The 21,848-nt window shown below is 70.0% G+C and carries 17 protein-coding genes; 5 read left to right on the forward strand and 12 right to left on the reverse strand.

The features are described from left to right. Window position 1: 1 nt before the first annotated feature. The 4 genes from AB0B96_RS25950 to AB0B96_RS25965 are packed head-to-tail and all read right to left on the reverse strand — an operon-like array spanning window position 2 to window position 5,679. Complete coding sequence (locus AB0B96_RS25950) at window positions 2-2,137, reverse strand: ABC transporter ATP-binding protein (RefSeq protein WP_362902581.1); 2,136 nt, start codon at window positions 2,135-2,137, stop codon at window positions 2-4. Window positions 2,138-2,143: 6 nt separating this feature from the next. Beyond that, window positions 2,144-2,989: an ABC transporter permease gene (locus tag AB0B96_RS25955; protein WP_350947322.1), complete on the reverse strand. Its 846-nt coding sequence runs from the start codon at window positions 2,987-2,989 to the stop codon at window positions 2,144-2,146. After that, complete coding sequence (locus AB0B96_RS25960) at window positions 2,989-3,999, reverse strand: ABC transporter permease (protein WP_350947321.1); 1,011 nt, start codon at window positions 3,997-3,999, stop codon at window positions 2,989-2,991. The genes AB0B96_RS25955 and AB0B96_RS25960 overlap by 1 nt, the downstream gene beginning before the upstream one ends. A gap of 3 nt (window positions 4,000-4,002) precedes the next feature. Next, a complete protein-coding gene (locus AB0B96_RS25965; RefSeq protein WP_362902584.1) occupies window positions 4,003-5,679 on the reverse strand; it encodes an ABC transporter substrate-binding protein in 1,677 nt (558 codons plus the stop codon). A 447-nt stretch (window positions 5,680-6,126) separates the two neighbouring features. On the opposite strand from AB0B96_RS25965, the gene AB0B96_RS25970 reads away from it, so the two are divergent. Beyond that, window positions 6,127-6,312 (forward strand): hypothetical protein, encoded by a 186-nt coding sequence (locus AB0B96_RS25970; protein ID WP_362902586.1) that lies wholly within the window; start codon window positions 6,127-6,129, stop codon window positions 6,310-6,312. 130 nt (window positions 6,313-6,442) lie between these two features. Here AB0B96_RS25970 and araA read toward each other — a convergent pair whose 3' ends face one another. The 4 genes from araA to AB0B96_RS25990 form a co-directional block, all read right to left on the reverse strand. After that, on the reverse strand, window positions 6,443-7,939 hold the full coding sequence (gene araA, locus AB0B96_RS25975; RefSeq protein ID WP_362902588.1) for an L-arabinose isomerase: 1,497 nt from the start codon (window positions 7,937-7,939) through the stop codon (window positions 6,443-6,445). Then, window positions 7,936-8,604 carry an L-ribulose-5-phosphate 4-epimerase gene (locus tag AB0B96_RS25980; protein WP_350944266.1) on the reverse strand — a complete coding sequence of 223 codons (669 nt, stop codon included), beginning with the start codon at window positions 8,602-8,604 and terminating at the stop codon, window positions 7,936-7,938. Before AB0B96_RS25980 ends, araA begins: the two co-directional genes overlap by 4 nt. A 109-nt stretch (window positions 8,605-8,713) precedes the next feature. After that, window positions 8,714-10,417, reverse strand: coding sequence for a ribulokinase (araB, locus tag AB0B96_RS25985; RefSeq protein WP_362902590.1), 1,704 nt, complete (start codon window positions 10,415-10,417; stop codon window positions 8,714-8,716). Between the two features lie 170 nt (window positions 10,418-10,587). Further along, window positions 10,588-11,577 carry a LacI family DNA-binding transcriptional regulator gene (locus AB0B96_RS25990; RefSeq protein ID WP_350944824.1) on the reverse strand — a complete coding sequence of 330 codons (990 nt, stop codon included), beginning with the start codon at window positions 11,575-11,577 and terminating at the stop codon, window positions 10,588-10,590. Between the two features lie 688 nt (window positions 11,578-12,265). On the opposite strand from AB0B96_RS25990, the gene chvE reads away from it, so the two are divergent. From chvE to AB0B96_RS26010, 4 genes are all read left to right on the forward strand, one after another. After that, on the forward strand, window positions 12,266-13,399 hold the full coding sequence (gene chvE, locus AB0B96_RS25995) for a multiple monosaccharide ABC transporter substrate-binding protein (protein ID WP_362902592.1): 1,134 nt from the start codon (window positions 12,266-12,268) through the stop codon (window positions 13,397-13,399). Window positions 13,400-13,499: 100 nt separating this feature from the next. After that, complete coding sequence (gene mmsA, locus AB0B96_RS26000; RefSeq protein WP_350944271.1) at window positions 13,500-15,029, forward strand: multiple monosaccharide ABC transporter ATP-binding protein; 1,530 nt, start codon at window positions 13,500-13,502, stop codon at window positions 15,027-15,029. Between the two features lie 8 nt (window positions 15,030-15,037). Further along, a complete protein-coding gene (gene mmsB / locus AB0B96_RS26005) occupies window positions 15,038-16,321 on the forward strand; it encodes a multiple monosaccharide ABC transporter permease (RefSeq protein ID WP_362902594.1) in 1,284 nt (427 codons plus the stop codon). Between the two features lie 144 nt (window positions 16,322-16,465). Further along, the gene (locus AB0B96_RS26010; protein ID WP_362902596.1) at window positions 16,466-17,494 is read left to right on the forward strand and encodes a TerC family protein; all 1,029 of its coding nucleotides are present in this window, start codon (window positions 16,466-16,468) and stop codon (window positions 17,492-17,494) included. A gap of 84 nt (window positions 17,495-17,578) precedes the next feature. Here AB0B96_RS26010 and AB0B96_RS26015 read toward each other — a convergent pair whose 3' ends face one another. From AB0B96_RS26015 to AB0B96_RS26030, 4 genes are all read right to left on the reverse strand, one after another. Next, window positions 17,579-18,307, reverse strand: coding sequence for a maleylpyruvate isomerase family mycothiol-dependent enzyme (locus tag AB0B96_RS26015; protein WP_362902598.1), 729 nt, complete (start codon window positions 18,305-18,307; stop codon window positions 17,579-17,581). A 224-nt stretch (window positions 18,308-18,531) separates the two neighbouring features. Further along, window positions 18,532-20,157, reverse strand: coding sequence for a serine/threonine-protein kinase (locus tag AB0B96_RS26020; RefSeq protein WP_362902600.1), 1,626 nt, complete (start codon window positions 20,155-20,157; stop codon window positions 18,532-18,534). A gap of 323 nt (window positions 20,158-20,480) precedes the next feature. After that, complete coding sequence (locus tag AB0B96_RS26025; RefSeq protein WP_362902602.1) at window positions 20,481-21,050, reverse strand: dihydrofolate reductase family protein; 570 nt, start codon at window positions 21,048-21,050, stop codon at window positions 20,481-20,483. A gap of 73 nt (window positions 21,051-21,123) precedes the next feature. Next, window positions 21,124-21,711 carry an NAD(P)H-dependent oxidoreductase gene (locus AB0B96_RS26030; protein ID WP_362902604.1) on the reverse strand — a complete coding sequence of 196 codons (588 nt, stop codon included), beginning with the start codon at window positions 21,709-21,711 and terminating at the stop codon, window positions 21,124-21,126. Window positions 21,712-21,848 lie beyond the last annotated feature (137 nt).

The following is a 21,848-nucleotide window of genomic DNA, read 5'->3' on the forward strand; positions in this document are numbered from 1 at the left end:
GTCACCTTTCGATCAGCGCGGGGATCTCGGCGGCGCGGTGGCAGGCGACCAGGCTCGCGCCGTACGGGCGGAGTTCCTGTTCCTGCTGCCGGCACTCGTCGGTCGCGAAGGGGCAGCGCGGCGCGAGGGCACAGCCCGCGGCGGCGTCCGCCTCCTCCAGATCCTTGGTCAGTTCGACCCGCGGTCCGCCGTACCCGGCGCCGAGGCTCGGGGCGCTGGACAGCAGCGCCCGGGTGTAGGGGTGCAGGGGGTTGCCGAAGACCTCTTCCACCGGCCCCTCCTCGACGATCCGCCCCAGGTAGAGAACCACGACGCGGTCGCAGAATCCTCGAACGGTGGCCAGGTCGTGGGAGATGAAGACGCTGCCGCGCGAGCGGTCGCCGCTCACCTCGGCGATCACCTTCAGGATCTGCGCCTGCACGGTGACGTCGAGCGCCGAGGTGGGCTCGTCGAAGACGATCAGGTCGGGGTCACCGACGAGCGCGCGGGCGATGCCGACGCGCTGCGCCTGCCCGCCGGACAGCTCGTGCGGGCGCCGTCCCAGGATGGACGGGTCCAGTTCCATGCGTTCCAGGACCGCGGCGACGCGTGAGACGCGCTCGGCGGCGGGCACCCCGGCGGCGCGCAGCGGCTCGCCGATCGCGTCCTGCACGGTCCGCCGGGGGCTGAGCGAACCCACCGGGTCCTGGAAGACCAGCTGTGCCCGGGTGCGCAGGCGGCGCAGCTCCCGGCCGCGCACCTCCGACAGGACCCGCCCGGCCACCTCGACCCTCCCCGTGGAAGGGGCGACCAGCCCGAGCATCAGCCTGGCCAGGGTGCTCTTGCCGCAGCCGCTCTCCCCGACGACGCCCAGGGTCTCACCGGCGGCGACGCTGAGGCTGACCCCGCGCAGGGCGTGGTGGCCCCCGCCTCCGAAACGGGAACCGTAGACGACGTGCGCGTCCTCGACGCGCAGCACCTCCCCGCCCGTCCCTTCTTCGGGGCGCGTCCACTCTCCCGAGTCCGTCTTCTCAACCGAGCGCGTCCTCTTCCCCGAACGCGTTCCCGCGCCGGAGGACGTTCCCTCAGCGGGGCGGGTCCCCTCCCCCGTCGAGACGGCGGCCGTACGGACGGGCGGCTCCGTGGGCGATGGGGAAGGGGGGTCGAGGTGCCCGGTGAGCGACTCGGACGACTCGGCGAGCGGCCCCGAGCGGGGGTGGAAGCAGGCGGCGCTCCAGTCGGAGGAGAGGGTCCTGGCGTACGGACGCTCCGCCACGCACAGCTCCGTCGCGTGCGCGCAGCGCGGCACGAACGGGCAGGAGGAGGGCTCCTCGGAGAGCAGCGGCATCGCACCGGGGGTGGCGATCACCGCACGCCCGTCGATGTCGGGCACCGAGCGCAGCAGCGCCCGCGTGTAGGGGTGGGCGGGCTCGTCGAGCACCTGCGGTCCCGGACCGCTCTCCACCACCGTCCCCGCGTACAGCACCACGACGCGGTCGCAGACCTCCGCGATGGAGGCGAGGTCGTGGGAGATGAGCAGCACGCCGCGCCGCTCGGCGTTCGCGGCGAGCCGGAAGCGGTTGAGGATCTCCCTGGTGAGGGTGACGTCCAGCCCGGTGGTGGGCTCGTCGGCGATGAGCAGGCCGGGGGCGCAGCCGGTGGCGAGTGAGATCATGACGCGCTGCGCCATGCCGCCGGAGAGCTCGTGCGGGTAGGCGTCCAGGCGGCGCCTCGGGCTGCGGATGCCGACCGACTCGAACAGCTCGGCGGCGACCTCCCTCGCGGGGGCGGGGGCGAGCGCCTGGTGGGTGACGAGCCGGTCGACGAGCTGGCGGCCGACGGTCCTGGTGGGACTGAGCGCGCCGCGCGGGTTCTGGAAGCAGATCGCGGCGCCGTGCCCGCGGAAGGACTCCAGCTCGGCGGCGCCCATCGTCAGCACGTCGGTGCCCTCGAACAGGACCCTCCCGGTCGTACGGGAGCCGCCGGGCAGCAGGCCCACGATCGAGCGGGCCACCATGCTCTTGCCGCCGCCGCTCTCACCGACCAGGCCGACCACCTCGCCCGGCTCGACGGTCAGGTTCACCCCGCTCAGCGCGGCGACCCGGCGTCCTGGGCGGTGGATCACGACGGAGAGGTCCTCGATCGACAGGAGTGTCATCGTCCGTCACCTCCTCGTGGAGTCGGCGCGTTCCTGCAGGCCCTCACCGAGGAGGCTGAAGCCCAGGACGCAGATCAGCAGGAAGAGACCGGGCGGCACCGAGGTCCACCACCGGCCGGCGACGACGTCTCCGGCACCGAGGCTGATCATGGCGCCCCACTCGGCGGTGGGCACCGGCACGCCGAGCCCGAGGAAGGACAGCCCGGCGAGCGTGAGCATCGCCCAGCCGCAGTTCAGCGGGGCGATGACGCGCACCGGGGTGAGGCTGTTGGGCAGGACGTGCCGCCAGAGCACCCCCCAGAAGGAGGCGCCCGAGGTGCGGGACGCCTCCACGAACGGCAGTTCCCGCACCGAGCGCACCTCGGCCCGCACCAGCCGGGCGTACGCGGGCGCGTTCACCAGCGCGATCACCGCGATCAGGTTCGCGGTCCCGCCGCCGAGCAGCGCGGCCACCGCGAGAGCGAGGATGAAGGTGGGGAACGCCTGGAAGACGTCGAGCACTCGCATCAGCACGTCGTCCGGCCAGCCGCCCCGGTATCCGGCGACGAGGCCGACGAGGCTGCCCGCGACCACGGCGACGGCGACCGCGGCGATCGCGATGCCGACGTCGAGCCTGGCGGCGTGCAGGACCCTGCTCCACACGTCCATGCCGTTGAGGTCGGTGCCCAGCAGGTGGGCGCCGCCCGGCGCCGCGAGGGGCGCGAGGGGGTCGATCTCCTCGGGGCCCCACGCGCTGAGCAGCGGCGCGAACACGACCGCCACGGCGACCAGCGCCAGGATGGCGGAGCCCGCGATGATCAGGGACGACGCGAAACCGCGGTCCCCGCCGACCTCCCGGACGCGCTGCGACATCAGATCCTCACTCTCGGGTCGAGGATCGCGTGGACGACGTCGGCGATGAGGAACACCACCACGTAGAACAGCGCGATCACGAGCACCGACGCCTGCACCACCGGGTAGTCCCGGTAGAGCAGGCCGCGCAGCGCCCACTGCCCGAAGCCCTGCCAGGAGAAGACGTACTCCACGAGGACGGTCGAGCCGATGGAGAAGCCGAACACCAGGGCCGCCAGCGCGGGGAGCCGCACCAGCGCGGCCCGTACCAGGTAGCCGCGGAGCAGCAGCCGGTCCTTGAGTCCGTGCGCGGCGGCGGCCGTGTACGCCTCGGAGGCGAGCACCTCCAGCGCGGAGGCCCGGACGCTGCGCAGCAGCGGCGCGACGATGGCGATCACCAGCGTGGCGACCGGCAGCGCGAGGTGCTCCAGCGCGGAGACGAACGCGGGGCCGTTCGCCGTCAGCGCGGCGTCGAGCAGGTCGGCGCCGGTGATCAGGCTGAGGTCGGTGTCGGGGTCCACCCGGCCGCTGGGCGCGGGGAACCAGCCCAGCACGCTGTAGCCGACGAGGACGAGCACCAGGCCGAGCCAGAACTCGGGCACCGAGTTGCCGATGAGCGCCGCGACGCGGACGGTGTGGTCGCCGAACCGGCCCACGTTCCGCGCCGACCAGATGCCGAGCACCGTGGCCAGCAGCAGCGCCACGGTGAGCGCGATCACGACGAGTTCCATGGTGGGACCGATACGCACGGCCATCTCGGCGCCCACGGAGGTGCCGCTCTGGATCGAGGTGCCGAAGTCACCGGTGAACAGTCCCCCGACGTAGTCGAGGAACTGCCGCCACAGGGGCTGGTCCAGCCCGAACCTGGCCCGCGCGGCGGCGGCGTCGGCCTCCGTGGCGTTGGGGCCGAGGATGGTACGGATCGGGTCGCCCGGCAGGACCCTGACGAGGAGGAAGGTCACGACGACCACCCCGAGGAGCACCGGGACGAGCTGGAGCAGCCGCCTGAGGAGGAACCGGAGGACACGCATGAATCACCCGGTGACGTTCAGGTAGCGCAGCCGGGCCAGACCGTCCATCGGCTGCACCCATCCCTGCACCTCTTCCCTGACGGGGAGGTTGAAGTTGGGCTGGCAGACGACGACCCACGGCACGTCCTCGGCCATGATCTCCTGCACGCGCAGCCAGAGCTTGGCGCGCTCGGCCTCGTCGACGACGGTGTGGGACTCCTCGAAGATCTTCTCGATCTCGTCGTTGACGTAGTTGGAGTAGTTGAGGTTCGCCCCCTTGGTGAAGCTGGTCCCGAGCATGTACTCCACGTCGTTGACCCAGAGCTGGCCCAGGGTGATCTGCAGGGGGATGTTCTTCTTCTCCCTGCGCTCGGCGAGTGTGGCGGGGTCGAGCGGGGTGAGCTTCAGCTCGATGCCCGCCTTCCTCGCCTCGCTCTGCACGAGGACGGCGATCTGCTGCTGCTCCTCGTTGTCGGTCTGGAAGACCAGCTCGGAGGTGATCGAGGTCTTGCCCGCCGCGGTCAGCGTCTCCTTGGCCTTGGCGACGTCGTGGGTGTAGGGGTAGCCGGTCTCGGAGTAGCCGGGCATGTCCAGCGGGACGACGCTCTTGGTGGGCCGCGCGTCGCCGCCGTAGACGTTGGCGATGATCTGCTCGTACGGGACGGCCTGGGCGAGCGCCTTGCGCACCGCGGGGTCGTCGAAGGGGGCGGTGGTCACCGACATCTGGATGGCGAGCTGGTTGTTGCTCGGCGCGGAGATGACCTTGATGCCCTCGGTGGTCTTGAGGTCCTTGATGTCGCGCTGGCCGATCCCGAAGGCGATGTCGATGTCGCCGTTCTGCAGTTGGAGGCGCTGGTTGGAGGCCGCGGGCACCACGGTGAGCCTGATCTGCGGGCTCTTTGCGCCGTCGGTGCCGGGGTAGCCGGTGTTGGCGCTGAGCAGGATCTCCTGCCCCTGGACCGCCTTCTCCACGTTGAAGTAGCCGCCGGTCGGGGGGTTCTTGGCGAACCACTCCTTGGCCCAGGGGTCGTCGTCGGTGGCGTGCTTCTTCGCCTCTTCGGAGTCGAAGACGTACAGCGAGATGGCCTGGATCTGCCGGGTGAGGGCGCTGGGGAAGGCCTGGGTGAACTTCACGGTGTAGTCGTCGACCACCTCGACCTGGTCGGCCTTGGTGAGCCCGATCAGCCGGTAGACCCCGGCGACGTTCGCCTTCGCGGCGAAGGCGCGGTCCTTGGACCACTTGACGTCGTTGGCGGTCATCTCGTTGCCGCTCGCGAACTTGACGCCCTGGCGCAGCTTGAGGGTCCAGACCTTGTTGTCGGCGTCGGGTTCGAAGGACTCGGCGAAGGTCGGGGCGATCGCCTCGGTGTCGAGGATCTGGCCGTCGCCGACCGAGGTGACCCCGTAGTCGATCATGTAGGGGAAGACGTTCTTGTAGAGCATCAGCGCGGTCAGGTCGAATCCGACGAAGTCCTGGTCCCAGCTGCTCAGGTAGCTGCCCACCGCGATCCGCAACGCCCTGGCGGCGGGGGCGCCGCTCTCGCCGGGAGCGGTGCTCGCCGCGGGGGCGGGGTCGCCCGCCTTGGTGCCCGCGGCGCACCCGGTCGCGAAGAGGAGGGCGACCCCACCCCCGAGCTGCAGGATCGAGCGGCGGGACAGCGCGGGGGATCCCGGACCGTGGGGGTGAGAGAAACCGGGCATCGCAGTCCTCCAGGGGCCATGAGGGTTAGGCCGCGAGATGAGCGGATCGTTCCAGCGACGACCCACTCGACCTACATGTGCCGTTTGTTCTATCAGACCTGAGTTCCGTGAACAAGGGAGTAAGGCTTGTTCACAGATAAAACCCATGCTCAGAGAGCCAATTGGGAGATCTGGCGACCGAGAGGAGTGGCTGTGTTCACTGAATTTCACACGAACGACGCTCGGCTGTGACCCACGCTTCCTACCCTGTCGGCAGGGCCGCGCCGCCCGGAGAGCCCGCACGGGGACGACGAGACGGCCACAGCGCGGACCACATGCCTCCGCCAGACATGATTACATCTCTCAGAACGGGCAGGACCTGTAGGGGCGAGCGCGGATCCGGCCGGATCCGGGTCTCGGCCGCCGTGTCGCCGGAACCCCGGTGACACCCCCTGCGGGAGTGAGTCGATGTTCTCCGTACCTGTACTGCTCGTCGTGACCACCGCGGTCGTGATCGCCGTGCTGGCCTGCGCGCTCGCACTGGTGGCCGGGTCGGCCTGGCCGCTCTCCGTGCTCAGCGGCGTCGCGGCGGGCGCGGCCACCCTCAGCCTGCTCTCCCGCCTGGTGGACGACGGCCACCGGCTTCGCCCGTAGCGCCCGGATGCCCCCCGTGCGCCGGAACGGATCCCCTCCGAAGGCGGCCGTGACGACAACGGCTTCCGGCACCCCCGCGAGCGGCGGGGGCACCGGAAGCCGGCGGCAACGGGAGGAGAGGGGTTCCGGATCAGAAACCGCGCGCCAGGTGGTAGTACGCCTGGTTCCAGCGGATCTCCTTGGCGAACTGGCGGGCGGTGGTGTCGGCGTCGATGACCAGCAACTCGACGCCGAGCATGTCGGAGAGGTCGGTGAGCTCCTCGGTGGTCAGGGCGGACGACAGCACGGTGTGGTGCGGGCCTCCCGCGGTGAGCCAAGCCTCGGCCGAGGTGCTCAGGTTCGGACGGGGCTTCCACACCGCGCGGGCGACGGGCAGGCTGGGCAGCGGCTCGGCGGGGTTGACCACGTCGATCTCGTTCGCCACCAGCCTGAACCGGTCCCCCATGTCGGACAGACCGATCACCACGGCGGGTCCGGGTTCCGCGTCGAAGACCAGCCGGACCGGGTCCTCGCGCCCGCCGATGCTCAGCGGGTGGATCTCGCACGAGGGCACGCCCGCGGCGATCGTCGGGCAGACCTCCAGCATGTGCGCGCCCAGGATCACCTCCTGGCCGGGGGTGAGATGGTAGGTGTAGTCCTCCATGAAGGAGGTGCCGCCCTCGAGGCCGGCCGACATCACCTTCAGGGTGCGCACCAGCACCGAGGTCTTCCAGTCGCCCTCGCCGCCGAAGCCGTAGCCGTCGGCCATCAGCCGCTGCACGGCGAGCCCCGGCAGCTGCCGCAGCCCGCCGAGGTCCTCGAAGTTGGTGGTGAACGCGCCGAAGCCTCCCTCGGTGAGGAAGTGGCGCAGCCCCAGCTCGATGCGGGCGGCATAGCGCAGCGAGTCGTTGCGCTCGCCTCCGGCGCGCAGCTCGGGGGCGACCTTGTAGGTGTCCTCGTACTCGGTGATCAGGGTGTCCACGTCGGAGTCCGCCGCGGCGTCGACGGCGGCGACCAGGTCGTTGACGCCGTAGGTGTTGACCGAGACGCCGAAACGCAGCTGCGCCTCCACCTTGTCACCCTCGGTGACCGCCACGTCGCGCATGTTGTCGCCAAAGCGGGCCAGCCGCAGCGAGCTCAGCTCCGCGCGTCCGGCCGCGGCCCGCGCCCACGCGCCGATGCGCGCCGCCACCGCCGGGTCGCTCACGTGTCCGGCGACGGTCTTGCGCGCCACGCCCAGCCGGGCCTGGATGTAGCCGAACTCGCGGTCGCCGTGCGCGGCCTGGTTGAGGTTCATGAAGTCCATGTCGATGGAACTCCACGGCAGCGCCACGTTGGCCTGGGTGTGCAGGTGCAGCAGCGGCGTGCGCAGCGCGTCCAGCCCGGCGATCCACATCTTGGCCGGGGAGAAGGTGTGCATCCAGGCGATCACCCCGACGCAGGCGTCCGAGGCGTTCGCCTCCAGGCAGACCCGGTGGATCGACGCGGCGTCGGTCAGCACCGGCTTCCACACCACCCGGAACGTCAGCGCGTCGTCGAGCCGCTCGGCGATGCTCCGGGACTGTTCCGCCACCTGGGCCAGCGTGTCCTCGCCGTACAGGCCCTGGCTTCCGGTGAGAAACCAGATCTCACGCTCGTGAAGGGTCACCGCGGACTCCTTTGCCCGTAGACGTTCTGGTAGCGGTCGTACAAACTGTCGATGTCTGCTGCCGCGATCGGCAGCGGCTCGCCCAGCTGGCGGGCCACGTGCACGGTACGGGCGACGTCCTCGCACATCACCGCGGCCTTGACGGCCGCGCGGGCGTCCGCGCCGATGGTGAAGACGCCGTGGTTGCGCATCAGCACCGCCGGGGAGCGGTGGCCCTCCAGGGTGGCGACGATTCCCTTGCCGATGTCGTCCCCGCCGATCAGCGCGAACGGCCCGACCGGGATCTCCCCGCCGAACTCGTCCGCCATCGCCGTCAGCACGCACGGGATGGACTCACCCCGCGCCGCCCAGGCGGAGGCGTACGTGGAGTGGGTGTGCACCACTCCGCCCACCCGCGGCATCGCCCGGTAGACGTACGCGTGCGCGGCGGTGTCGCTGGACGGTGACAGCTCGCCCTCGACCAGCTCGCCGTCCAGGTCGCACACCACGATCGACTCGGGGGTGAGTGCGTCGTAGGTCACCCCCGACGGCTTGATGACGAACAGGTTCTCGCCGGGGACCCGGCCCGAGACGTTGCCCGCGGTCCAGGCGACCAGGTTGTAGCGGACCAGCTCCTGGTGGAGCGCCGCCACCGTCTCCCGCAGCTTCCTGACGACGGCGCTCATCGGGCCACCGCCGTTTCGCACGCGGCCGGGTACCCGGCCGCCCATGGGACCGGACGTCCGGCCGCGCACGGGGGCGGGGACTGCCCGATCGGTTGTTCCTCGCGCCCGGTCACGCGTCCTCCTCGTTCGTCGACGTGTTCTTCTCGTTCTCGCCGGCCGGTGTGCTCGCCTCGTAGCGCAGGGCCCGCAGGCCGTGCAGCATCTTCCCGTCGGCGAAGTGGTCGTGCAGGCGGCGGTACTCGGCGTACAGACGGTCGTAGGCGTCCGCGCGACCGGCGTCGGGGATGTAGGCGGCCTCGGCCCGGCTGCCCATCACGGCCGAGGCGGAGGTGATGTCGGGGTAGGCCCCGGCGGCGACCGCCGCGTGGATGGCGGACCCCAGGGCGCAGCCCTGCTCGGAGCCGATCAGCGAGATCGGGCGGCGCAGCACGTCGGCGTAGACCTGCATCAGGAAGCGGTTCTTGATCAGGCCCCCCGCGGCGACGAACTCGGTCACCGGCACCCCGGAGCTCTCGAAGGTCTCCACGATCGTGCGGGCGCCGAACGCGGTGGCCTCGATCAGCGCCCGGTAGGTGTCCTCGGGTTTCGTGGCGAGCGTCTGGCCCACCACCACCGCGGAGAGGTTGTGGTCGACCAGCACCGAGCGGTTGCCGTTGTGCCAGTCGAGCGCCACCAGGCCGTGCTGTCCCACCCGCTGCGCCGCGGCCAGCTCGGTGAGGAGGTCGTGCACGCTGAGGCCGCGCTGTTCCGCCTCGCGCTCGTAGGAGCCGGGCACCGAGGTCTCGACGAACCACCCGAAGATGTCGCCGACACCCGACTGGCCCGCCTCGTACCCCCACAGTCCGGGCACGATGCCGTCGCGGACCACCCCGCACATGCCCGGCACCTCGGCGAGCGCGTCGGAGGACATGACGTGGCAGGTGGAGGTGCCCATGATGGCCACCATCTGGCCGGGCCGCACGGCGTCGGCGGCGGCGGCCGTGACGTGCGCGTCGACGTTGCCGATCGAGATCGCGATGCCCTCGGGCAGCTTCGTCCACCCGGCGGCGCGGGCGTCCAGCCGTCCGGCGAGCCCTCCGAGGGGGGCCGGGTTCCGGCCGAGCTTGGCGGTGAAACCGGTGAAGCCGGGGTTGAGTTCGGCGAGGAACTCCTCGGACGGGTAGGCCCCGTCCTGGTAGACGGCCTTGTACCCGGCGGTGCACACGTTGCGCGTCTCCACGCCGGTGAGCTGCCAGACGATCCAGTCGGCGGCCTCGATCCAGCGCTCCGCGCGGGCGTAGATCTCCGGGTCCTCCTCCAGCACCTGCAGACCCTTGGCGAACGCCCACTCCGAGGAGATCTTCCCGCCGTAGCGGGGCAGCCACGTCTCTCCCCTGCGTGCGGCGACGGCGTTGATCCGGTCGGCGTGCGACTGCGCCGAGTGGTGCTTCCACAGCTTCGGCCACGCGTGGGGGCGGGAGGCGAACCCGTCGATCTCGCACAGCGGGGTGCCCTCGGCGGTGGCGGGAAGTATGGTGCAGGCCGTGAAGTCGGTCCCGAGGCCGATGACTTGCGACGGGGCGATCCCGGCCGCCGCCACCGCCTTGGGCACCGCCTGGCGGAGCACCTCCCGCCAGTCCTCCGGCGACTGCAGCGCCCAGTCGGGGCCCAGGCGTACGGCGGTGTCCGGCAGCCGCTCCTCGATCACCCGGTGGGCGTACTCGTGCACGGCGGTGCCCATCTCGGCGCCGTCGCTCACCCGTACCACCACGGCGCGGCCCGACAGTGTGCCGAAGTCGACACCGACCACGTAACGGTCGTTGTTAGCGTTCACATTCTCTCCAGGACATCAGGACGGCGGGACCTCGCTCGGGGGGGTTCTCAGGTACGGGGGACCGTGCCGGATCCACGGGGCTCAGGCGTGGCGGAACGGACCCGGGCGTCGCGGATCCGGGCGCGGAACCACGCCCGGGTGCGGCCACCGGTGCGAAACGATACGCGGTCCTAGGCGCGGAACGGCGCGGTGCTGGTCCTCGCCACGAACCGTGGCGGGACGACATGTCGCTCTTGGGACCATTCCGCTCCCGCCTCCATCTGCCTGAGCAGGACCTCGATGCTGTATTTACCGACCGCCCCGAAGTCCTGCCTGATCGTGGTGAGCGGCGGAGTGAAGAACTCCGACTCGGGGATGTCGTCGAACCCCACGACGCTGATCTGCTCGGGGACCCGCACGCCCAGCTCGGCGAAGGCCCGCAGCATCCCGAGCGCCATCTGGTCGTTGGCGACGAACACGGCGGTGACGCCGGGTGTCCCCGCCAGGCGCAGCCCGGCCTCGTAGCCGGAGCGTGGGCTCCAGTCTCCGGACAGCAACTCGGGGGCCGTACGGCCCGCGGCGCTCAGCACCTCGCGCCAGCCCTCGATCCGCCCGTCGGCCTCCAGCCAGTCCGAGGGGCCGGCGATGTGCCACACGGTCTCGTGGCCGAGGTCGAGCAGGTGCCGGGTGGCCAGGCGGGCGCCCTCGATCTGGTCGACGCTCACCACCGACACGTCGCCGGTGTGGCTGCCCTCGACGGCCACGACGGGGATGTCGGTGGGGGCACCGGCCAGCGCGGGGGCCGCCGAGCGCTGGGGCGCGACCACCACGATGCCGTCGACGGCCTGCTCGGCCAGATAGCCGAGCGCGTCGCGCACACCCGCGGTGTCGATGGTCTTGAGGCTGACCATGCTGACGAAGTAACCTGCCGCCCTGGCCGCCTGTTCGATGCCGTAGACCGTGCTCGCGGGCCCGTAGAGGGTCGTGTCGAAACTGACCACGCCCAGGGTGCGCGTGTGCCTGGTGACCAGGGCTCGGGCGACCATGTTGCGCCGGTAGCCGAGCTCACGGATCGCCGCCAGGACCCGCTCGCGGGTCTCGGCGCGGACGTTGGGGTGGTCGTTGAGCACGCGCGAGACCGTCTGGTGCGACACACCGGCCCTCGTGGCGACGTCCGCCATCACGGGCGGACGGCGTTCGAGGCTCGGACTCACTTGGTCGGCTCCTTCATGGTGGCTTGGGACAGACTGTGAGCGCTAACAACACCCCGCGTCAAGCACCCGTGAGATTACATTCTGATTACTCGGAGATCATCCGTTAACACCTACTTGACGTTGCCGTCATGACGCCCTTAACTGGCGCATACCTTGTTGTTAACGCTCACATCTCCTGCGAGAAGGACTCCATGACGCGAGGACTCCTGACCGCCCGGGGGTTGACAGTCGGCCGACCCGGGCATTTGATTGCTCGTCACACAGCCGAAGGGACCATCCGGTGGCCTCATGCCGCGGATGTGAGCGCTCACAACAGCGCTTACGCCGGTACCTACGGCAGTACTTACGACGCTGCTCATCACGACGCTTACCACGATGCTCATGACGGTGTCCGCGGCGACGCCCACGGACACGTTCACGAACACTCTCACCGACGCCGGAGCGGGCCGGTTCCCGACCGGCTCCGGTGTCGCCGTGGACCCGATTCGGACACAACACGCCCCGGCGGCACGCCGGAATCCGGGGCGTGCCGCCACGGCACCCGCTACTCCCGGGACGCACCGCGCCTCGCTGTGCCCCATCGGCCAAATCGGCCCCACCGTGTCCCCGGCTCACCCCGGACCGGAGGCACGGAACCCCACCCTGGAGGTAATCGATGAAGTTCGGGAAGCTGGCCACCGCCGCGGTGAGCCTGGCTCTCGCCATGGGAGTGACGGCCTGTGGCTCCAGCGTCAAGACCGTCGACGAGGGAGCGTCGGGAGCCTCCGCGGCGCCCGCCGAGACCCTCGTCGGCGTCACCATGCCCACCAAGTCCTCCGAGCGCTGGATCCACGACGGCGACAACGTCAAGGGCGCCCTGGAGAAGCTGGGCTACAAGGTCGACCTGCAGTACGCGGAGAACGACATTCCCACCCAGGTCAACCAGATCGAGAACCAGATCACCAGGGGCGCCAAGCTGCTGATCATCGCCTCGATCGACGGCACCGCCATCACCACGCAGCTCCAGCAGGCCGCCGACAAGAAGATCCCGGTCATCGCCTACGACCGGCTCATCCGCAACTCGCCGAACGTCGACTACTACGCCACCTTCGACAACTACAAGGTGGGCGTGCAGCAGGCGACCTCGCTGCTGGTCGGCCTGAAGCTGCAGAAGGAGGACGGCTCCGAGGGCGACGCCAAGGGCCCGTTCAACATCGAGATCTTCGCCGGCTCCCCCGACGACAACAACGCCACCTTCTTCTACAACGGCGCGATGGACACCCTGAAGCCGTACATCGACAAGGGCACCCTCGTCGTCAAGAGCAAGGAGACCGACTTCAAGACCGTCGCGATCCTGCGCTGGGACCCGGCCACCGCGCAGAAGCGCATGGAGGACCTGATCACCAAGGCCTACTCCGGCGACACCAAGGTCCAGGGCGTGCTCTCCCCGTACGACGGCCTGTCCATCGGCATCCTGTCGGCGCTCAAGAGCAGCGGCTACGGCACCTCCGGCCAGCCCTACCCGATCGTGACCGGCCAGGACGCCGAGGTCGCCTCGGTGAAGTCGATCATCGGGGACGAGCAGTACGCGACGATCTACAAGGACACCCGTAAGCTCGCCGCGGTGACCGTCGAGATGGCCGACGCCGTGCTCAAGGGCGGCAAGCCCGAGGTCAACAACACCGAGGACTACGACAACGGCAACAAGGTCGTCCCGTCGAACCTGCTCGAGCCGGTGATCGTCTACAAGGACAACTACAAGCAGGTCCTCGTCGACTCCGGCTACTACACCGAGGACCAGCTCAAGTAAGCGGTGCCGGTGTCATGACGGACGGCACCCGGCCGGCGGCGCTCCACCCGCCGCCGGCCGGGCGCACACGGAGCGGGAAGGCAGTACGGAGGCGGACGGCATGACCGACGACATACTTCGGATGCGGGGGATCACCAAGACGTTCCCGGGCGTCAAAGCCCTGCAGGACGTCAACCTGGTGGTACGCAGAGGCGAGATACACGCGATCTGCGGGGAGAACGGCGCCGGCAAGTCGACGCTGATGAAGGTCCTGTCCGGCGTGTACCCGCACGGCTCGTACGAGGGCGAGATCCTCTTCGACGGCGAGCCGTGCCGCTTCTCCGACATCAGGGACAGCGAGAAGCGCGGCATCGTGATCATTCACCAGGAGCTCGCGCTCAGCCCCTACCTCTCGATCGCCGAGAACATCTTCCTCGGCAACGAGCGGACCACCCGCGGCCTGATCGACTGGAACCGGACGAACGCCGAGGCCGCCGAGCTGCTGGAGCGGGTCGGGCTGCGGGAGAACCCGGTGACGCTCTCGATGGACATCGGCGTCGGCAAACAGCAGCTGGTGGAGATCGCCAAGGCGCTGTCCAAGCGGGTCAGGCTGCTCATCCTCGACGAGCCGACCGCCTCGCTCAACGACGAGGACTCCGCGCACCTGCTCGACCTGCTGCGCGGGCTGCGCGACGAGGGCATCACCTCGGTGATCATCTCGCACAAGCTGAACGAGATCCAGGCGATCGCCGACTCGACCACGATCCTGCGCGACGGCCGGACGATCGAGACCCTGGACATGAAGAACGACCGGGTCACCGAGGACCGCATCATCTCGGGCATGGTCGGCCGCGACCTGGAGCACCGCTTCCCTCCGCACGAGCCGAAGATCGGCGAGGAGGCGCTGCGGATCGAGGACTGGACGGTTCACAGCCCCAGCCAGCACGGCCGCGTCGTCGTCTCCGGCGCGAGCCTCACGCTGCGCCGCGGCGAGATCGTCGGCCTCGCCGGGCTGATGGGCGCCGGGCGCACCGAGCTCGCGATGAGCGTGTTCGGCCGCAGCTACGGGGTCGACATCTCCGGCCGCGTCTACAAGAACGGGCGGGAGATCCAGCTCCGCACGGTCGGCGAGGCGATCGGCCACGGGCTCGCGTACGCCACCGAGGACCGCAAGCGGTACGGGCTCAACCTGATCGAGGACATCAAGCGGAACGTCTCGGCCGCGGCGCTGGGGAAGCTGGCGAAACGCGGCTGGGTCGACGACAACAAGGAGTACCAGGTCGCCGACGGCTTCCGGGAGAGCATGAACATCAAGGCTCCCAGCGTGCTGTCGGTCACCGGCAAGCTCAGCGGCGGCAACCAGCAGAAGGTGGTGCTGTCGAAATGGATCTTCACCGACGCTGACGTGCTCATCCTCGACGAGCCCACCCGGGGCATCGACGTGGGTGCCAAGTACGAGATCTACTCGATCATCAACCAGCTCGCCGACCAGGGAAAGGCCATCCTGGTCATCTCCTCGGAGCTTCCCGAGCTGCTCGGCGTCTGCGACCGCATCTACGCCATGTCGGCCGGTCGCATCACCGGTGAGGTCTCGCGGGCGGAGGCCACCCCTGAGCGGCTCATGCAGTTCATGACCAAGGAAAAGGATTAGGGAGCACGATGAGCAGCGGCCAGGTCCCGGCGCACGGAGTCGCCGAACCCGCAGGAAACACCGGAGCACCGCCATCGGGCGGCGACCTGTTGTCGGTGCCCGCGAAGGCACCCGGCGGCCGTTTCTCGATGAACCTGCGGCAGAGCGGCATCTACATCGCCTTCGCACTGATCATCCTGCTGTTCTCCATCCTGACCGACGGTGGACTGCTCAGCCCGCAGAACATCTCGAACATCATGGTGCAGAACTCCTACATCCTGATCCTCGCGATCGGCATGATCCTGATCATCATCGCCGGGCACATCGATCTGTCCGTGGGTTCCGTGGTGGGGCTCACCGGCGCCATCGCCGCCGTGCTGATGGTCGACATGGACGTGGCGTGGCCGCTCGCGATCCTCATCACGCTGATCGCCGGCGCGCTGATCGGGGCCTGGCAGGGATACTGGATCGCCTACTTCGGCATCCCGGCGTTCATCGTCACCCTCGCCGGAATGTTGATCTTCAGGGCGCTCACCCTCACCGTGCTCGGCAACCAGGGCATCGGCCCCTTCCCCGACGAGGTACGCACCCTCGCCAACGGCTTCGTGCCCGGCTTCTTCGGCAACATCCCCCTCGGCCCACTCGACGGCGCCGACCTGATCACGCTGCTCGTCGGCCTGGCCGCGGTGGCCGGGATCGCCGGTACGCAGTGGCGGGCCCGCCAGGCGCGGCTGGGCTACCGGCAGAAGGTCGACGCGCTGCCCCTGTTCTTCCTGAAGATCGGCGCCGCCTCCGCGGTGGTGATGGTCGTGATCGTGCAGCTGGCCAGGTTCAAGAACCTGCCCTGGGTGCTGGTGCTCCTCGCGCTCCTCGTCCTGGGCTACACGCTCCTGACCAACCGCGCCGTCTTCGGCCGCCACATCTACGCCATCGGCGGCAACCTGAACGCGGCGAGCCTGTCGGGCATCAAGGTCAAGTCCGTCACGTTCTGGATCTTCGTCAACATGGGGGTGCTCGCCGCGGTCGCCGGCATCATCTTCGCCGGCCGCCTGAACCAGGCGGGCCCGACGGCGGGCAACGGCTTCGAGCTGGACGCCATCGCCGCCGCGTTCATCGGCGGGGCCGCCGTCCAGGGTGGCGTGGGCAAGGTCGTCGGCGCGCTCACCGGCGGTCTCATCATGGCCGTGATCAACAACGGCATGTCCCTCATCGGCGCGCCCAGCGAGCGGGTGATGCTCTTCAAGGGCCTGGTCCTGCTCGCCGCGGTCGCCCTCGACGTGTGGACCAAGCGCCGCGCGGGCGCGGGCCGCTGACCCCTCCCCCTCTCCCACCGAATACGCCCTCGGCCCGCCGGGACACCCCGGCGGGCCGAGGGCGTATTCGGCCGATGATCACCGGGTGTGGAGGTCCCCGCCCTGGGTAAGGCGAATGATCTCGACCGGTAAGAGGGGACAGCGATGGCGATCGACTCGTTGGGCATGTGGATCGCGGTCATCGCAGTGGTGGTGGCGCTGCTCACCCTCGACTTCGTGGTGGCGGCACGCCGGCCGCACGTCGTGGGCATGCGCGAGGCGGCCGCCTGGACGATCTTCTACATCGGCGTCGCCATCGCCTTCGGCCTGGTCCTGCTGTGGCTGGCCGGGGCGGGACTCGCGACGGAGTACTTCGCCGGATGGATCGTCGAGAAGAGCCTCTCCGTCGACAACCTCTTCGTCTTCGTCATCATCATGGCGCGGTTCTCGGTGCCCGAGGAACACCAGCAGAAGGTGCTGCTCTTCGGCATCGCCACCGCGCTGGTGCTGCGGGCCATCCTCATCGCGGTCGGCGCGGCGGCCATCTCCCTCTTCTCCTTCACGTTCCTCGTCTTCGGCCTGCTCCTGATCTGGACGGCGATCCAGCTCGTACGGCACCGCAACCAGGACCCCGACGTCGAGAACAACCCGCTGATCCGCCACGCGGGCAAGGTGCTGCCGGTCAGCGACGACATGCACGGCGGCAGGCTCGTCGCCCGCGAGAACGGCAGGCGGGTGGTCACGCCGCTGTTCCTGGTCTTCCTCGCCATCGGAAGCACCGACCTGCTGTTCGCGCTCGACTCCATTCCCGCCGTCTTCGGCGTCACCCGGCATCCGCTCATCGTCTTCGCCGCCAACGCCTTCGCGCTGCTGGGGCTGCGTGCCCTGTACTTCCTGATCGAAGGGCTGCTGGAGCGCCTCGTCTACCTGTCGATCGGCCTCGCGGTCATCCTCGGCTTCATCGGCCTCAAGCTCATCCTGTCGTTCCTGCACGAGGACATCTCGAAGTCCTTCCCCGAGGTCCCGACCCCGGTCTCCCTCGGAGTGATCTTCCTGGTGCTGCTCGTCACCGTCGTCGCCAGCCTGCGCAGGGTGCGCGCGCACCCGGAGGAGCGCGCCCACGCGGGCACCCTGCACCGGATGCGCCGCAAGGACAGAACCAGCAAGGGCGGTGAGGACAGGACCGACGACTGAGGTCCCGGCCGCGGATCACCGGCCGGACGGACGCGCAGAAAAGCGCCCGGAACCGAGGAGCGCCGGAAAGCACAGCGGAAAAGCTCAGGCCAGACAGCGCAGGGCGGCCCTGAGCCTGCGGTCGAGAGGATGGTCGACGGGGTGGCCGTCCGGCAGGCGCCCGACGGTCGCCGCCACGAACGCCGCGGGCGCCAGTTGCGCGCTCGCGTCGTAGGCGTGCACCCAGATCCCGTCGGCGGTCAGCTCGACCTCGACCGTCGCCCCCTGCTCCGCGAGCGCGAACGCGCCCACCCTCACCCGCCACCAGACCCGCTCGTCCTCCTCGCCCTCCGCCACGGGCGCGCCGACGTCGTCGGCGTGGGTGGCGTACTCCGAGTCGTAGTGGAAGGTCTGCGACCCCACCGGGTACGGCCCCGCGAGGGTCGGCAGCAGGGCGTCACGGCCGAGTTCGCGCATCCGCTCGCGCGTCTCCCCGTTCTCGCGCCGCCACTCCTGGAGCACCTCCTCGACCGGAACGTCACGGCGGCGCTCCACGCACCAGGCGTTGAAGGCGTCGAAGCCGCCCTCCACACCCTCGCTCCCGAGCATCGCGGCGAACCCGTCGATGTCGTCGTCCAGACAGGCGTGGTTGTACAGCTCCTCCCCCGCCAGGTGCCCGAGCACGTCGCGCACCGACCAGCCCGGCAGCCGTGAGGGGCGTTGCCAGTCCTCCGCGTCGAGCCCGGAGAAGAAACGGTCGAGGCGACGGGCCTCGGTGTCGAATATGTCGAACGGGTTGAGATCCGCCAGCGGATCCTTCGATTCAGCGGTCATACCTCAGCGGTACCCGGAAACGACGGACATCCCCGTGCTCCCTGCACCTGCAGATATTCAAGATCACGAGGTTTCGCCCGCGCCGGTCTTTCCCGTCGGCGAACCGTCGTCACGGCACCCGGCCGGACAGTGGCGCACCGGTCCGGCAGCCGGTAGCGCCGGAGACCGTCTCACCCGGACACGGGAAGGAGCGGCCGAGGCGATCTCGACCACGTACCGGCTGCCTAGTCCTCGTTCTCGTGGTCGTCATCGTTCTCGTCGTCATTGTCGCCGCCGCGATGACGTGGCCCCGGCTCCCGGCCCTCCTCCTGGAAGGCGAACCCGGATTTGCGCAGGAAGTCGTAGAGCGGTCCGTCGGAGGCGAGCCTGCCCTTCCTGCGCGCCTCGGACAGGTCCCGGCCGAACTTGCGCAGTTCGTCGCGCGCCTTACGCTCGTCGCCCTTCCACAGGGCCTCGCCCGCTTTGGTGACCCTCTTACGGATCTCGCGGGCCGTCCTGGGGTCGATCTTCCCCTGGAGCTCCTGTTCGGTGATCGCCCGGTGGAGGATCGGCAGCTGCACCTGCCATCCGGTCCCCGCCGGCGGTGACAGGACCGGATCCGGGGACGGCGCCGCCGCGCTCCGCGAGACGGACGGTGACGGTGTGGGGGTGGGTGACGGCGACGCGGGCGGCGTGGGCTGCTCGGGAGAGGGCGTCTCGGACGGCACTCCGGCCGTGCTCGCCTGCCCGGTCGGCTCCGACGGCGTCAGCGCCCAGACGGTCGCCGCCACCAGCACGGCCACCGCGCCCAGGGCGATCGCGAGGGTCCGCCCGGAAAGCCGCCCCCGCGTGAGCGTGGAGATGCCACCGGACACGGGCACCGGCCCGGAGACCGGCGGCCCCGGCGTGACCTTCGTCGGCGCGGGTGCCTGCATCGGTGCCTGTGCCGGTATCGGTGCCCCGATGTCGTACGTGGCCGTCGGTGCCGTCGGTGCCGCAGGGACCGGGGAGACCGGGGAGACACTGTCGCGGACGGCTGACGTGTGGTGGGCCGTCGCGGTGACCTGGCGGATCACCTCTCCCCCGGTCGGCCGCGCGGCGGGATCCTTCTCCAGCAGGGCCATGACCAGCCCCTCAAGCTCCGGCGGGACATCGGGCCGGTAGCGCCTGAGCGGATCCGGCCGGTCGCGGACGTGCTGGGAGATCACCTCCGCGTCGGGGCCGACGAACGGGGGCCGTCCGCACAGCAGCTCGTAACAGACGCAGCCGAGCGCGTACAGGTCGGAGGCCGTGTTCCCCGGCGTGCCGAGGATCTGCTCGGGAGACAGGTAGGCGGCCGTGCCGATGACGCTTCCCGCCGAGGTCAGCCGCATCGCGGCCTCGCTCGCGACCCTGGCGGTGCCGAAGTCGACGACCTTGAGCACGCCCCCCGTGCCCAGGTGCAGGTTCGCGGGTTTGACGTCGCGGTGCACGACCCCGGCCCGGTGCGCGGCGTCCAGCCCGAGCGCGGCCTGCCTGACCAGGTGGCACGTCTCGGACACGCTCAGCGGCCCCCGCTCGGCCAGCTCGGCGGCGAGATCCCGGCCGGTCAGCGACTCCATCACCAGGTACGGCCGACCCTCGTGCTCACCCATGTCGAGCACCGTCACCACGTTGGGATGGACGACGCGCGCGGCGGTCCTCGCCTCCCCGGCGAACCTCTCACGCACCGCGGCGTCGGCGACCTGCGGCGACAGGATCTTGATCGCCACCGCCCAGCCGGGGCGCAGGTCGTACCCGCGCCAGACCTCGCCCGTACCGCCACGGCCGATCAGCTCGTCCAGCCGGTACCGCCCGGCGAGCACGGCCCCCGCCCCCTCCTGAACGCTCACGATCCTCGCCATCGATTCCGAGCCCGACAATTGGCACCCAACTATATGAGGGGACTTCTCCGACTTATGGATCTACGTCCTAAATCCCGCGACGAACCGAGGCTTCTCGTCCCGTCGAATCTCATCGGCTCGTGGGCGATCCCGGCCTGTGGCGCCCTCCCCCGGAGAAGGGTCTCCGCTGCTCGGCGGCGGTGCGGGACGGGGCCCGTGGCCGGCCTCCGGTGATCCGGGCGGCACCGGAAACGAACCGGAGAACGCGGGAAAACCCGGAAGTCCCGGAGACGGCGTGCGCCTCCGGGACTCCTGGACTCCGGCCGTGTCGCTCAGCCCGCGTTCGCCGGGCCTTCCGCCGCGTTCACCGGGCGGTAGGCGAGGGCGACAAGACCGGTGTCGAACGTCGTGCTGTCGACGAGTTCCAGGGTCGCCGTGACGTCCTCCCCCCGGAACAGCCGCTGCCCCTTGCCGAGGATGACCGGGGAGACCAGGAGCCGGTACTCGTCGAGCAGGCCGTTCTCCATGAGCGCGTCGGTGAGCCGGCCACAGCCCCAGATCATGATGTTCCCGCCGGCCCGCTTCTTCAGTTCGGTCACCGTGGCGATGAGGTCGTCGCCGTGGACGATGGTCGAGTTCGCCCACTCGGCCTTCTCCAGGGTCGAGGAGACCACGTACTTCTCGGTGCCGTTCACGTGGTCGGCGTAGGGGTTGCTCATACCGGGCCACGCCTGGGCCATGCCCACGTAGGTGACCCGCCCCAGCAGCAGGGTGTCGCAGCCGAGGGTGAGGTTCAGGGCGTACGCCATCGACTCCTCGTTCGAGTACGGCATGGACCACAGGTGGGGGTTGTCGATGTAGCCGTCGACCGTGGTGTGGGTCATGGCAATGATCTTCCGCATGATTCTCTCCGTGTCGTTCGCGCCGGATGAAGCCCGTTGGAGCCGGGCTGGACGAGGTCGGATGTGAGGACGGTCAGGGGACGTACGGGCTCCTGGCTCGGGCGTCGCGCAGGGCGCGGGCCCACCAGGTCAGCCGGTCGAGCGTGCTCTTCGCCGCGCTGTTGCACTCCGCGCCGGCCCTCGGCCAGGTGCCGTCGGTCGCGAAGAGGTCCCAGTAGCGGGGAAGGATGACGGCGTCGCGGATGGCGACGGCGTGCAGTTCGGTGAAGACCTGGCGGAGCTGGTCGACCGCGTGCAGGCCACCGGAGTCCCTGCCGTAGGCGACGAAGGCGACGGGCTTGGCCTGCCACTCCTCGTAGTACCAGTCGATCGCGGTCTTCAGCGGAGCGGGGAAGCTCCGGTTGTACTCGGGGGTGACCACGACGAAGGCGTCGGCGTCGGCGAGCCTCGGCGCCAGAGCGGCCACCTCCGCGGGTGCGGGCTCCTCCTGGTCGGTGAGGGTCTGTGGCAGACCGGTCTCGGCCAGGTCGATCAGGTCGACGTCCAGGTCTCCGCGCCTGCGGGCCCGGGAGGTGAACCAGTCCGCCACGGTGGGCCCGAACCGGCCGTCGCGGGTGCTCCCGACGATGACCGCCAGTCGCAGCCTGCCCTCCTCCGGCATCTCCGTACCTCCCTCGTCTCCCGCTCCGTTCGATGTGCCCTCAGCATGTCCGACCCCCTTTACGGAAAAGCTCCCGCCGCTTTACGGCCGACCCGGGGAGCACGGGAATCCGCCGTAAGACGAGTGGTAAAGCGATG

The sequence above is a fragment of the Streptosporangium sp. NPDC049046 genome (assembly GCF_040649155.1).
Taxonomy (GTDB): Bacteria; Actinomycetota; Actinomycetes; order Streptosporangiales; family Streptosporangiaceae; genus Streptosporangium.